Annotated in this window: 12 protein-coding genes and 1 pseudogene; 6 read left to right on the top strand and 7 right to left on the bottom strand. The window is 48.8% G+C overall.

The window, feature by feature from the left end; all coding sequences use genetic code 11:
• Positions 1–15: 15 nt before the first annotated feature.
• On the bottom strand, positions 16–1,002 hold the full coding sequence (locus Aeroheme_RS11740; RefSeq protein WP_323582253.1) for a LuxR family transcriptional regulator: 987 nt from the start codon (positions 1,000–1,002) through the stop codon (positions 16–18).
• A gap of 86 nt (positions 1,003–1,088) precedes the next feature.
• Here Aeroheme_RS11740 and Aeroheme_RS11735 point away from each other — a divergent pair, with 86 nt between their 5' ends.
• The 4 genes from Aeroheme_RS11735 (at position 1,089) to Aeroheme_RS11720 (ending at position 4,384) form a co-directional block, all read left to right on the top strand.
• Positions 1,089–1,319 carry a helix-turn-helix transcriptional regulator gene (locus Aeroheme_RS11735; protein WP_033134993.1) on the top strand — a complete coding sequence of 77 codons (231 nt, stop codon included), beginning with the start codon at positions 1,089–1,091 and terminating at the stop codon, positions 1,317–1,319.
• A 4-nt stretch (positions 1,320–1,323) separates the two neighbouring features.
• Complete coding sequence (locus Aeroheme_RS11730) at positions 1,324–2,187, top strand: helicase RepA family protein (protein WP_323582067.1); 864 nt, start codon at positions 1,324–1,326, stop codon at positions 2,185–2,187.
• Entirely contained in the window at positions 2,174–2,929 is a 756-nt protein-coding gene (locus Aeroheme_RS11725) for an ABC transporter ATPase (protein WP_323582068.1), read from the top strand. Before Aeroheme_RS11730 ends, Aeroheme_RS11725 begins: the two co-directional genes overlap by 14 nt.
• Before the next feature lie 906 nt (positions 2,930–3,835).
• Positions 3,836–4,384 carry a 3'-5' exonuclease gene (locus Aeroheme_RS11720; RefSeq protein ID WP_323582069.1) on the top strand — a complete coding sequence of 183 codons (549 nt, stop codon included), beginning with the start codon at positions 3,836–3,838 and terminating at the stop codon, positions 4,382–4,384.
• Positions 4,385–4,409: 25 nt separating this feature from the next.
• Here the strand turns inward: Aeroheme_RS11720 and Aeroheme_RS11715 are convergent, their stop codons facing one another.
• From Aeroheme_RS11715 to Aeroheme_RS11695, 5 genes are all read right to left on the bottom strand, one after another.
• Entirely contained in the window at positions 4,410–4,892 is a 483-nt protein-coding gene (locus Aeroheme_RS11715) for a Mov34/MPN/PAD-1 family protein (RefSeq protein WP_410198458.1), read from the bottom strand.
• Positions 4,889–6,406 carry a HesA/MoeB/ThiF family protein gene (locus tag Aeroheme_RS11710; protein WP_411165892.1) on the bottom strand — a complete coding sequence of 506 codons (1,518 nt, stop codon included), beginning with the start codon at positions 6,404–6,406 and terminating at the stop codon, positions 4,889–4,891. The genes Aeroheme_RS11715 and Aeroheme_RS11710 overlap by 4 nt, the downstream gene beginning before the upstream one ends.
• A gap of 247 nt (positions 6,407–6,653) precedes the next feature.
• A complete protein-coding gene (locus Aeroheme_RS11705) occupies positions 6,654–7,907 on the bottom strand; it encodes a nucleotidyltransferase (protein ID WP_323582071.1) in 1,254 nt (417 codons plus the stop codon).
• The gene (locus Aeroheme_RS11700) at positions 7,901–9,193 is read right to left on the bottom strand and encodes an SAVED domain-containing protein (protein ID WP_323582072.1); all 1,293 of its coding nucleotides are present in this window, start codon (positions 9,191–9,193) and stop codon (positions 7,901–7,903) included. The genes Aeroheme_RS11705 and Aeroheme_RS11700 overlap by 7 nt, the downstream gene beginning before the upstream one ends.
• Before the next feature lie 193 nt (positions 9,194–9,386).
• Positions 9,387–9,608 (bottom strand): hypothetical protein, encoded by a 222-nt coding sequence (locus Aeroheme_RS11695; protein ID WP_411165891.1) that lies wholly within the window; start codon positions 9,606–9,608, stop codon positions 9,387–9,389.
• 232 nt (positions 9,609–9,840) lie between these two features.
• Between Aeroheme_RS11695 and Aeroheme_RS11690 the strand changes: the two genes are divergently transcribed.
• Both Aeroheme_RS11690 and Aeroheme_RS11685 read left to right on the top strand, forming a co-directional pair.
• A complete protein-coding gene (locus Aeroheme_RS11690) occupies positions 9,841–10,113 on the top strand; it encodes a hypothetical protein (RefSeq protein WP_265435599.1) in 273 nt (90 codons plus the stop codon).
• A 527-nt stretch (positions 10,114–10,640) separates the two neighbouring features.
• Positions 10,641–11,876, top strand: a complete 1,236-nt coding sequence (locus Aeroheme_RS11685; RefSeq protein WP_411165890.1) for a PIN domain-containing protein — start codon at positions 10,641–10,643, stop codon at positions 11,874–11,876.
• Between the two features lie 366 nt (positions 11,877–12,242).
• On the opposite strand, the pseudogene Aeroheme_RS11680 reads toward Aeroheme_RS11685, so the two are convergent.
• Positions 12,243–12,401 (bottom strand): annotated as a pseudogene (locus tag Aeroheme_RS11680) (methylated-DNA--[protein]-cysteine S-methyltransferase); the annotation flags it as partial.
• Positions 12,402–12,456 lie beyond the last annotated feature (55 nt).

The following is a 12,456-nucleotide window of genomic DNA, read 5'->3' as shown; positions in this document are numbered from 1 at the left end:
TTATTCATGATTTATTTATTGTGACAATAGAAACTCTCTTCGAATAGATGGCAATGATTTGGAAATAGCTTGCCGCGTCATTGGTTTTTGTTTAACGGTTAGTATTCGTCTCCCAATATCAGTCTGATTCAATCCTAACTGTTTGAGGACAAGTATTATTTTTTTTGTGTCAGAAAATTTTGAGTCCACCATTCTACGAGCCAAGTTACGTAATTCGGCTTCATCTGCGGACTGCAAGGTTAATTTCAGCATCAATTGGAAAAAGTATTTATCTATCAGTTCATTGCCTGATAGTGCGTTAGGTCTGGATCGGTTGGTGCACTGATGAGTCAGTCTGGCAAGTTCGATATTAAACTTCGCTAGAGAGCGTTTTGCCTGTCTGTATAAAGGATTCCACTCACCAGTTACCAGCTTGGGTCGATGCTCACTGCAATACTGGTGACTGAGTTCTAATTTCTTGTGATCTTCGAGTTCGGAATTATTGATCCGGTTCTCCTCCACCGTTGCCATAAAGGTGGCAAACTCAGTCATATTCCCGCAGAATTCGCAAAATCCATGTTTTCGTTGCTTATTCAGGTTGACACCTTTTTGGGAGGTAGACCTTTTGGGAGATTTGCATGCACAGCACCAGACTAATCCAATCAAAGATTCAAGCGTAGCGACAAAGCACATGTCTCTCGTCGTTTGCTGGTCTTCAGTTTTGATGAACTGTCGCAATAACTGACGTTGCATACGGACCATGGCCTCTAGCCCCACCAGTCTGACAATTTCACTGAAAGGTACACCGACCGCCGCACCAGGAAGATACCCTGTGTAGTTTGCTGGAAGAGTCTTTATGTAGCTATTTACAGCGTGGTCGAGGACTTCCTTGATCAAGCGAAGGATGGGGTAGCGGCGTGATGATAGCGAGTATGGCAGCCAGAGTTCTTCAAACTGCTGGATGGCAGCCGAAATGTGATGATCGCAGTTTTCCCAGATGACTATCTTTGGTGCTTTTTTCATGTCAACCATTTTAGCCAATTAATACGCTTACTCAAGTTGTATTGCTTGGCACTATCAAGCCTTCACTAGTTGCTGGAGGCAAACACATGCAAACAATGGCATTCAAGACCCTGATTAATAGAAAAGCACTTTTGGACATGATCCCACTTTCTGCGCGAACAATTTACAACATGGAGCTGCGGGGAGAATTCCCGCGCCGTATTGCGCTGACAAGCAGAAATGTTGCTTGGGATCTATCGGAAGTCGAAAAATGGATTGAAGAGCGTAAGTCTTCAGGATTCCATGCTTCACGCCCCGGCCAGACTATTGGAGGTTAATAGCATGGCCCTCGATCTCATGGTCGCTTTTACTGAGCTGCCGCCGCCTATTGATTACGTCCTACCGAATATGGTTGCGGGAACTGTAGGCGCAATTGTTTCACCTGGTGGGGCGGGTAAGTCCATGTTGGCCTTACAGCTTGCGACACAGATTGCTGGAGGCCCAGATCTACTGAAGATCGGTGAATTCCTGACAGGGGCTGTGGCTTATCTGCCAGCTGAAGATCCGACCGCCACGATTCATCATCGGTTACATGTATTGGGTGCACATCTCACGCTTACAGAGCAGCAGGCGGTAGCTGATGGATTACTGATTGAGCCGCTGATTGGTCGGTGTCCTGACATTATGTCTTCGGCGTGGTTCGACGGACTTATACAGGTTGCTGATGGCCGACGTCTGCTGATTCTGGATACTCTGCGGCGCTTCCATATCGAGGAGGAGAACGCCAGTGGGCCAATGTCGCAGGTGATTGGCAGGATGGAGGCCATCGCTGTCGAAACGGGCTGCGCTATCGTATTTCTCCATCATTCCAGCAAGGGGGCGACCATGATGGGGGTTGGTGATCAACAGCAGGCCAGCCGTGGTTCATCTGTATTGGTCGATAACATCCGTTGGCAATCCTACCTTTCGGGGATGACGCCAAAGGAAGCCGAAGAGTTGGGGGTCAACGACGGCCAACGAGGTTACTTCGTCCGCTTTGGCGTCAGCAAAGCCAACTATGGAGCACCTTTTCCCGAACGTTGGCTGCGCCGACATGAGGGGGGCGTACTCAAGCCGGCTGTGTTGGAGAGACGGCGTAAAACTAAAGAAGTATTGCCGTTCAAGAAATCGGAAATTGCTCTGGAGGGCGCTGATGACAATTGGTAACAAGGTCGTTCCAACCAGTACCAGCGCGCAGGCACGAGTGATGATCTACCAGGCGACTCAACGCCCGAGTATGAGGGAGGCAAATTGGATGAAGACATCCTTTGGCCGTTGTTCTATTCAGGGGAGGCTAGGCCAGCGGCACGCAGATGTTGTTGAGGCAATCTTGTATTGTGCCGAACGTCGCCGCGATGTGTCCGATGGTGGTGTCGAACTTCTGGTAGACCCTGCCAAAGTGCGGAAAACGCTGTCAGACAGCCGGTATAGCCTCTTCCAGCTTGAGAAATTACTGACTGAGCTGCGAGCAGCAACCGTAACTATTGAAACGTCACAGTTCGATTTTCCAATAATCGGTGGTTTGATAGATCATGTTATCCCTTCACCGATGACACGCCTTGATCCTCTGACGGGAGGGGAGCGGAACTTATGGAGAGTTCGGCTTGGTATTGCACTGGTCATGCTATTGGAGCACGACCTAAGCCTGTACTACGATCCGGCCCCCATTGCCCGTTTGCGGCACGGTATTAGCCAAGCTATTGCTCGCCATATATTGACCCACAAGCATGATCCCACCGGAGGATGGCATGTTGACACCCTGATTCGCGCAGTGTGCGGTGAAAATCTCAATAGCAAAAAGATACGAAATGAGCGTTACAGGCTCAGGGAAGATGCGGAAAAATTGCATGAGGTTGGGATAGCAATAGATGCTGAAAATAGGATAAAGCGTCTCACACCCGCCCGATAGCGTCTCACACCCGCCCGATGGCGTCTCGCACCCGCCCGATGGCGCCTCACACCCGCCCGATTTTTTACTCTTTTGGCAGGATATTCAGGATATCTCAGGATCCCCAGGCGGTGTAACCGTCCGCTTTATGCGGACGGTTACACCTTGTCGGACTGCGTAATCGGCCAGAGGCCGATAATTGAACGCCAGGAAAGGATCTAGCCCTATAAGTTGACTGAGGGGAGATCGTAGGAAAGTGCATGGAAACTATGTGTAAAGTTATTGGGTTTAGCTAAGTAAAGTATGTGACTTTGATTCGTATTTTACTGTTTTATATGGATTTTTATCTGTTTTTATATCTTTTCCTGGCGTAAGTACATTACTTAATCCTATGTATTGCGATAACAGCCCTTTCCTATTGAGTATCCCCGAGAGAAACAAGGCTGATCTGAGGGCAGGATGTGTGAAGTTAGCTAACCGGCAAGCCGGTTAACTCTCTTCACTGTCCCTTATTCGCACCTGCGGCGCTCAACGTACTTCCTGCCCTGCGTGGCTTGTCAGCTCTAAGCTGGTGATCACAAACCTTGTTGAGTCGGGCAATCGTTCCGTCTACGGGCCAATTCTGTCCGCATCTTGGCTGATGACTCGGCCATGTCTCGACGAAGCTCTGCGAGCTCCTTGGTTGTAAGTCTTCTGGCTCTTTGGGGTATGCTGTTGCTTAGCAAGGCTTGGTTCATACTCTTGGCCTTAGTAGATTCTGTGTAGATTTTCCTGCCAGTTTGATTGGAAGCATTGCTCTTGGCTCGAATCAGATGGCTGACATAATCGAAGCGGCATCCTTGTTCTTCAAGTCATGCTTGATAGCGCACAATTTGTTCACGACTACTACATTTGCAGTTTTGTCTTAAAACATTTATAGGAGATGTGATGAGAAACCAAGAATACTACGTGTCAGTTGATGTTGAAACTTCTGGACCGATACCCGGTGAGTTTAGTCTGCTGTCTATTGGTGCGTGCCTTGTCACCGAACCAGAGACATCGATTTATCTTGAGCTTCAGCCCGATAGCGTGAAACATGATCCTGAAGCCGTTGCAGTATCAGGTCTGGATCTCGGCGTATTAAAGCGTGAAGGGCTCCCCCCACAAGAGGCCATGCGTGCCTTTGCTCAATGGATTAGTGCTGTTGCAGAAGCAGGTCAGCCTGTAGTTTTCGTGGGACTTAATGCTCCTTTCGACTGGTCATTTGTGAATTACTATTTCCATAAATATTTGGGATACAACCCCTTTGGATTTACAGCAATTGATATGAAGGCCTACTTTATGGGAGCGACCGGCTGCATCTGGAAAGAGACAAAGTCTTCTTATATGACTGCTTGCTTAACACCCTTGCGGAGACCTAATCACAACGCTCTAGATGATGCCCTTTTCCAAGCTGAGCTATTCGCACTCATGTTAGCAAACAGGTGTAGGCAATGATTGCATGTCTGTGCAGATCTAGTTATCACCTAGCCCTAGTCGCTTCAATATACATACCATTTCTAAAAGACCATGCCTTAATCCCTTCAGGGTGGGGGGATTGACCGACGATAACAGCCATTGGATTGGGTAGATCCTGCCGGTAACGCGCAGCAAATGCGGAGAAACTACGTATATCGGTGAGGGAGATTTCCGGGACAGTTTGGGGATGTGTATGCCAGTAACCAACCAAACGCAGGCCTTGTGCATTAGCCTGCTTTGTCTCGAGCTGACAGCGGTGCACATCCAGCTCTAGCCAAGTTAGGCCTGCGCGGTCCGAAGGGTGCGGTGGGGTCGCGAATGCAAGCAGTAAGCCGTCAGGCGTGGCGGGATTAACGAATAGCTGTCCTCCACACTCCACCCCTGATGGTTGCTGCCTATGGCTATCAAGGACGTTGGCAACGTCTTGGGAGACTAAGAGCTCTGCATTGACCCCGGACCATCTCCAGCGCCACGCGACAGACGTCATGATAGGGTTTCCATCTCAGGCCACTCTCGTTCTAGTTGCACTTGTTGCATATCCGCTGGCAGTGCGGGGCCAAGATAAGCACCACCCAACGCCATGATATCTTGTGGCCGGTCTATGCTGCTGACCCACGTGGTGCGTTCAAGTGCCCCGCGCAATACACGTAGCGCAGTCTGTGACACCATTAAGGCAATATTCATCATCCCGATGGCGCCACCAGGAATAAAGCTTTCACCACATCCTGGTAGAGCAACGATACCGCCATCCGGCCAGTCGGTGAACTTATGCTTGAAATCGCCGTTTTCCCGGAATAAATATTGAGCATCAAATGCACCAGTGGGAGCGAAGAGCGCGTGACCAACCTGTGTGTGAGGCTCACTCCATGCTTGGAGCAATCCCCAAGATGTTCCCTCAGATTTTTCACGCCAAAACGTGGCTTCTGAAAGCCAATCTGCGGTCGTGATGATCACCAGATCTGCCCTCGTGAAAACGTCTGGACATCTAAACATGACCCATTCAGCGAAGGTTGAATGAGAGGTCACATCGATAGTAGGGAGGTCTTGGCGAATTTTATCCCTCAGCGCTTCCGCTTTCATCCGACCGAGATCATCAGCCCCCAGAACATGTCTGCCCAGATTGGCGGCTTCCAGTTTGTCGTAGTCGATGATCGTGAGATGGCCGACACCGGCTCGTGCTAACTGCAACGCAACGCTGCTACCGAGAGAGCCTGCACCAATACACACAACCCGCGCGTGCTCAAGGGCATGGGTAGCACCACTCTGGTCGCGGGAGAGAATCGCCGTCCGATCAAGCACATCCAGTGTGGTCGCGCGGATTTGTTTCGGGGCATCGCTCACCGCGGTGGCAGGTTGGCGTCGCAAGGTCCGCAGGTTAAATCTGGCCCCTCGCTCTGGTTGGGCACTGTAAGAGCGAACATTGAGACAATAGATCGACGCGTCGTTTTCCCCTGGTAATGCCAACGCAATCCATCGATTGGTGAGTGAGCCACGTTCATGGAACCAAGATAACAACATCTCTGCATCTGCGGGTGCTAAGTGGGGGACTAGCCATGGTAACAAGTGAGCCGGTGCAGGCATGCGTAGAGCGGGATGACTTTGAAGCTTTACGTAGAATCCTGGGCTTTGCGCTGCACGGACTTTTGCACTACGCCCCACTATGCGCCTGTAATGTCGCTCAAGCACAGATAGTTGTGCCGCTAACCATACTGTTTCCCGTCCAGACGGCACGACGTTGCGTGGATCACTTAGCGCAAAAAGCGCGGATGCGACTTGGGGTCTGTCCAATAAAATGATGTTCTGCGCAGCGCGCTCAAGCTGCATCGACCAATATGAGGTGACTTCTTTTTGGAACTCGGCATCACGCAGTGCTTTATTGGCGTCTATGCAAGAGAGAGACACAATACTTGCCACACGTGCAAGGCTATCTTGCACTACAAATTCTGGAGAGCCAGTAATAGGCCGTTGCTGAAAACCATGCAGGCACAATCCAGACTTCATCGCGTGCGGCCACACTAGCCAAGGCGAGGGCTCAACCTCTAATTGCAGTAGCCCACGAGGGAAGTTGGTGGGAAAACCAATGCGTAGGCGTCGTTCTTGACCGGTGTAGTCGATTGGAAGAGGAAAGTAAAAGCTAGCGGCTTCACCTCTTCGCTTTGGGGCTGGCTGCAGAAGAGACGCGGCAGCCTCACTGCCTAAAGCACGCTGCAGTGCCGCTATGCCGCGCTCCAGCGCATTCTCATCATGATTAGCCAAGGCGTTCAACCGGTTTGACACTCGCCTGTGAGTGGCCAGAGGCGGTGTTTGTGCCAAACATAGATCCCATCAACACGGTGTTACGAGTGGTACCATTAGGCCTCCCTGGCATCGTCCAGTTAGCCGGAAGTTCGTTATTTACCACGCTGATGAAGGTCGATTCCATGCCAAAGCTCTTCTTAAATGCATCCGCAAAAGCCTCGGTAGAGTCGAAATTCCCCAGTCCTAAGAGCACGGATTGACGCGCCTCATAATGCCATTTATAGAACGCTTGGCGGTAACATTGCCCTTCCTGAGGTCTGTTCCACTTTTCTGCAAAGTTTTCGCCATGATCTGCAGGGTTGCACACAAAATACTCATCGCCCTTTTGCACGATGAACGCCGTCATTCTGTCCACGATTTGCACGATCGCATCCAGTGGTTTTATTGGCTGTGACTGTGACGTTTTCACCACATCTAGATAAGCATGCGTCGCCAATGTGGTGATCACCGCCGAAATGGGTCGGACAGCCTCATTCTCGGTCCGTATAGCCCACTCGTCACGGTGTCGCTTCAACAGCTTGATGGTGGCTCGGAGTGGATCTTGGTCTATATAATCTTCGTAAGTGGGCATGGGATCTTGTGTTGCCGCATCAAATACCAGCTCTCGCTTGTTCAATCCGACGCTTTCCAAGGCAACAATTTGATGGGTCGAGGCCTCTTCCAACCATTGGGAATAGGGAATGGGGCTACTCGCTTTCCAGCCCGTTTGCCGGTCAGGTACCTCCAACTTACCTTCGCCCTTTTCTTGGGGGTTGCCATATGTTGCACGTGCGGGCGTGACATCAATGTGGAAACCTGGTGCATCGTCAGCGTAAACGATACGGATACCACGCCGTAGCTGCTGAATGTCCTCCTTGACGCGGCTCCCTTCTTTGAATCGTTTCTCAATCGCCTCTAACACCACATCGGCACTCGCACCTTGAGCATGTGGTAGCCAGACTACCGCATCGGCATCAATGGTGTTCATCTCTCCAGGAGCGTCGGGCACAGGCTTGATCGTTGTTTGTAATTTGATAGATCCTTGCACAAAAATATGTGCGCCCGCCAAGAGGGGGTCACTAGAGGCAGAGAGGATTTTCTCTAGCTGGGAGTAGCGTTCATCGATCTTGCTGTACTGTGCTGCCGACAGCGAAATGTCGTGTGCAGCACGAAGCAAAAGGTGTTGCCAGCTGTCGCGTTTAGTCTGTTCATCGATCATCAGCATGATTGGGCCTCCTGGGCCGTGAGACCCAACTGTAGTGCTGGTTTAAACTGGTTATCGCTATTTTTATCTCGATCAAAGATGTCGTATCGACGTTGGTGTTGTGTCGTCAAGAGTGCTCCAAACTCGATAGCGCAAGCTGCAGGAATCGCTGAAAAGACGCAGATGGGAGCGGTGGTCATTGCCTCAAGTTGGCTCAATCGGATTTGCAGTGCATCGCGAAATGCGTGAATCACACGCCGGTTTTGGACCATCATGTAACTGGGTTCTGGAATGGTCAGTTCCGCAATGCGAGCATTCTGTAATGTCGCGGTCACATCACGATGAGGGATTTGCGCAGAAATCGACAAGACCAGTGCTACTGGGCCGTCCCCCTGGGGGGGGGGAGTGAATAGAAATTGAGGCGGCGTTGCAGATTGATCAGCCCAACGCAATTGATGCTCACGATGGTACGAGAAAAGTAGTCGCTTTGATCGATCCCCTATAGCCTGTCCTAATAGAATGAGCGCGGGAATATCAGCAAGTCCTACAACAGCAAGCGTTGGCGTGTCACTGTGGAGTCCTCCACGTCGGTTTAGCTGCCTTTCCAATTCATAAAGGATTTTGTCTTTTATTTGCGCCCAGTAAATATAATCTCTGCCACGTGGCCCAGGTGCTGGAAAAACAATCCGGATTGGATCATCAATTGCCGTTAATCCTTCTGCTGACATAGTAACTAAGAGGTCGCGAGATTGTATGTCATTGGTTGTTGCAAAATGTTGGCTGAGCACGATCACCGGGATCGCTCGACCACCATCCGGCGTTGTTGCGGCAAGCCGGATACGAGTCAGATATGCGTCATGCAGGCCGCTCAAATCTGCCTGAGGATAGCCATCAGCATCACGATCAATCTTGTCATGGCAGTTAGGACAGAGCAGCATCAGGTTAGCAGGGTCGTTGGTCCGTTCCTGTGCGGTGGTGTTGTCATGCCCTTCAGTACCACGTGGCCCTTTGGGGCTGGCGGGCAGAATATGAGCCACCTCCCCCCACTTCATTCGCGTACCGGCACGATAATCCTTTGTGAGATTGCTTCCACATAGCTCACAGTGTCCAGCCGACTGTACCCAGACAATCATTTTTGTTTCTAGATTGGTATTGTACCGTCCCTGAGTGGGTTTACTGTTGTCTGTCTTGCTCAAGTCACCGTCCTCCAAAACGTCCATGTTTTTTGATGGCATCATCATGTTCATGGTGAAGTTGCTGTATGCAACTAACCACAACATATAGGCTTGATGCCATTTCTTAATCATACATGTAGTGCTTTTGAGAGTCATTAGGCACAAGGGTAGAAACGTGTTTTTTTGATCCAGAGTATGATTTGAGTGTTCTTGGAAGCCGGTTGTTATGAGTCTGCAGGTGGGCGATATTAGAGATAGCCATGAATCGCCAATGCATAGTGAGTTGCCTGAATAATTATAAAAATTATGGTTTTTATCATGGTATTTAGTGTCTGGTAACATGTAATGCATTGATTTTTTTGGTGTTTTTATTTTTGTTTACAATTGAATGGGAATAAGCGCTCACCGCTTTCCTTGCCGATAATGCAAAACTGTCAAAAAGACGCCCTTGAGGCGTCTTTTCTTTTTCCAATCGTTTGCGCCACACATCTTCTTTTTCCGAGCAGCTTTTTCGCCGCTTTGCCCCTGTCATATGTGACAGGGGCATTTTCGCGATCCCGCACTAGGCTCTCTCTTGCCAATTGAGCCCGTTATCATCAATCGCTCGTGGCAAGGGGGAGGGTTTACGTTCACGTGCAGACAGCCGCGAACACTGGCCCATCGTCATCACGCCAAGCGGCACTGATGGCACCCCGGTGGAGTCCGGACACCACTTGAATCAACGGGGCGGAACCCGAACAGCCAAACGAGTAGGGACAAGAGATCACGGAGGGTTTGTTATGTCAGAACAAGCAGTGCTGTTGGGCGGATGGACTGCCTACCACAAGCTGAGCGCCAAGGATCAGGCCGTATTCAACCAGGCGCTGGAAGGATTTGTCGGGGTGCAGTACCAACCCTTTGAAGTCTCCACCCAGGTCGTCGCCGGTACCAACTACCGCTTCAAATGCAAAACCACGGTGCCGCTGCCCAACCCGATCCACGGGGAAGCCGTGGTGCAGATCTTCCAGTCTCTGGATGGGTCGGCCCATATCACCTCCATCACCCCGATCTGATTGGGTTGCGGGGCAAGACGGAGAGGGGAAAAGCTCTCAAACGGTTGGCTCCAACGTCCAGCAATAAGAAAAGACGCCTTAGGGCGTCTTTTCTTTATCTACGAGCTGGCACCGCTGATATGCGGCCAGCATTGGTATTTATTTGTTGATCTTGCTCAGGAAACTGTCATCTCACACTTTTGATTATCTGCCTTGCTCGTTATGATTATCATTTGGAAACTGTTTGTGTCACCAATACGCACTACAGGTAAAAAGTAGAAGTCTTGGTCTGTCATAAAAGGCGGTAGTTTTGCCAAAGTTATCCATGGTCGACTTTTTGAGTATTTTTACACAGCTAGTGGTATAGCTAAAGGCGGAGGGTAATTGAATATGCCAAGATGCCAGAGGCTGGTTGGAAATATTATTATTTATAATGAATTTTTTGGTGGTCATAAAAACATAACGGTCTTTTGTTAAAAACACTGTTATATGATTAATACACTCCGCTATTTAATTACCCTTGAACTATCTAAGGATGGCATATCGTGATGAGCGAGAAAAAACAAATGACGAGTAAGGAACTAGTAAATTTTGCATTAGAAGAGGCCTTTCCCGATGCTGAGGGTATATTTACAACAACTTTCAAGAAGTTGAATGATAGCTACGAGAATGCACTGATTGTTTTTGATACGAATGTTCTACTATTGCCCTATTCAATGGGAAGTGAAGGCCTAGAGCAGTTAAAAGGATTATACAATCAGCTTATATGCAATGACAGATTGTTTATTCCGAAGCGTGTAGCTAGAGAGTTTGCAAGGAATAGAAATAAAAAATTGGCTGAAATATATAACTCTGTTCTCCAGAGAAAATCCGGGAAATCGAGAAGCAACTTAAATTATCCAATTCTTGAAAGTTTAGAAGAAAAGAAAGCGCTGGATGCAGCTTTTTCTGAGTTAGAAAAAATAGAAGGTATTTATTATAAGGCGATTGATAAGCTGGCTAGCACAATGCGCTCATGGGAGTGGAATGACCCGGTTAGTTCAATGTATTCAGAGCTTTTCAAGCCTAATGTTTTAATTGAACACTCAAAATCAAAAGAGGACTTAGTTAAAGAGCTTGAAAGGAGGTTTGCACTACAGATCCCTCCCGGTTATAAAGATGCGAGCAAGGATGATGGCGGAATCGGAGATTTAGCAATCTGGTTAAGCTTACTCGAAATAGGGGCTAGCAAGAAGAGAGATATTATTTTTGTAACCGAAGATATCAAGCCAGATTGGTGGAATCAATCAAATGGGTCTGAGTTTCTTCCTCGATATGAGCTAATCGATGAGTTTAGAAGATGTACTGAAGGGAATACACTTCATATAATACGCTTATCTAAGCTTCTAGAAATATTCAAGATGAAGCAAGACCTCATCGAACAGGCCTTGATTGCAGAAAACAAACGAAAAGAAGCGTATAAAAAATTTGTGCAGGCGATGCAAGATAAGAGAAGAAGTGAAGCGCAAAGATTTAGCGCTCTAAGCAATGATGAAAAAATTGAAGAAATGAAGTCTTGGTTCTTTTCTAATTTTGAAGATCCAGCTCACAATTGCCCATATGAATCAAGAGAGGGTGGTTACCAGTATATATGGGGTGGTCCATATTATGCGAGAGATGAAATAGTAAATGAATTTGAAGGAATTGCTTCTGATGCAATTATTAACGAAGTTGTTGATGACTTGGATTCAATATGTTGGGAGTGGTCTGGTGTAGCTTCTGACCACCAAGAGGAGGAGTTTTAAGTGTTGGGGATTCTATGGTGGATATCAAAAAATGATCCAATCGAATAGGTAATGGAATTAGCCGTAGTCGCCGTAGGGTGCAATGAAATTGCACCTCTACTTTTTTTCCTTATAGCTTGCCAAAATGCCGCTCTGAAAACGGTGCAATGCGCTGCGCTTATTGCACCCTACGTATCTTCGTCACTCCGCTGGGGTGTCGCTGAGCACCATGCCTCGCCAAAGCAAAAAAAGGGGTGATCTGCGCCCCGATTCTTTTGATCTCCCCGCTTTATATCGCCTCACGCTTGTCTGGCGCTGCCTGATTGTCTGCTGACTCACCACCAACACTCCTGTTTTCCTCATCAGACCGAGCAGAAAAGGCCACGTTCACTCATACCTCGCTGCTTCCCAGGCGTGTATCGCCTGTTTGCGGGTTTCGCCCCAGTGATAGCCGCCAAGCTTGCCGTTTTGCTGGATGACTCTGTGGCAGGGGATCATCAAGGCGACGGGGTTGGCACCCACCACGAGGCCGATGGCTCTAGCGGCCATCTGTAACAAAACAGGCGATCTCGATCCCAATTCTCTATAATGCCCCCCTTTA

The organism is Aeromonas sp. DSM 116730 (assembly GCF_046581335.1).
GTDB lineage: Bacteria > Pseudomonadota > Gammaproteobacteria > Enterobacterales > Aeromonadaceae > Aeromonas > Aeromonas rivipollensis.
This window is presented reverse-complemented; position numbering and strand designations above follow the sequence as displayed.

Coding starts and splice junctions, on each gene's coding strand:
- Aeroheme_RS11740 (WP_323582253.1), bottom strand. CDS start 1,002: ATGAAAAAAGCACCAAAGATAGTCATCTGGGAAAACTGCGATCATCAC.
- Aeroheme_RS11735 (WP_033134993.1), top strand. CDS start 1,089: ATGCAAACAATGGCATTCAAGACCCTGATTAATAGAAAAGCACTTTTG.
- Aeroheme_RS11730 (WP_323582067.1), top strand. CDS start 1,324: ATGGCCCTCGATCTCATGGTCGCTTTTACTGAGCTGCCGCCGCCTATT.
- Aeroheme_RS11725 (WP_323582068.1), top strand. CDS start 2,174: ATGACAATTGGTAACAAGGTCGTTCCAACCAGTACCAGCGCGCAGGCA.
- Aeroheme_RS11720 (WP_323582069.1), top strand. CDS start 3,836: ATGAGAAACCAAGAATACTACGTGTCAGTTGATGTTGAAACTTCTGGA.
- Aeroheme_RS11715 (WP_410198458.1), bottom strand. CDS start 4,892: ATGACGTCTGTCGCGTGGCGCTGGAGATGGTCCGGGGTCAATGCAGAG.
- Aeroheme_RS11710 (WP_411165892.1), bottom strand. CDS start 6,406: ATGAAGTCTGGATTGTGCCTGCATGGTTTTCAGCAACGGCCTATTACT.
- Aeroheme_RS11705 (WP_323582071.1), bottom strand. CDS start 7,907: ATGCTGATGATCGATGAACAGACTAAACGCGACAGCTGGCAACACCTT.
- Aeroheme_RS11700 (WP_323582072.1), bottom strand. CDS start 9,193: ATGATTAAGAAATGGCATCAAGCCTATATGTTGTGGTTAGTTGCATAC.
- Aeroheme_RS11695 (WP_411165891.1), bottom strand. CDS start 9,608: ATGCCCCTGTCACATATGACAGGGGCAAAGCGGCGAAAAAGCTGCTCG.
- Aeroheme_RS11690 (WP_265435599.1), top strand. CDS start 9,841: ATGTCAGAACAAGCAGTGCTGTTGGGCGGATGGACTGCCTACCACAAG.
- Aeroheme_RS11685 (WP_411165890.1), top strand. CDS start 10,641: ATGAGCGAGAAAAAACAAATGACGAGTAAGGAACTAGTAAATTTTGCA.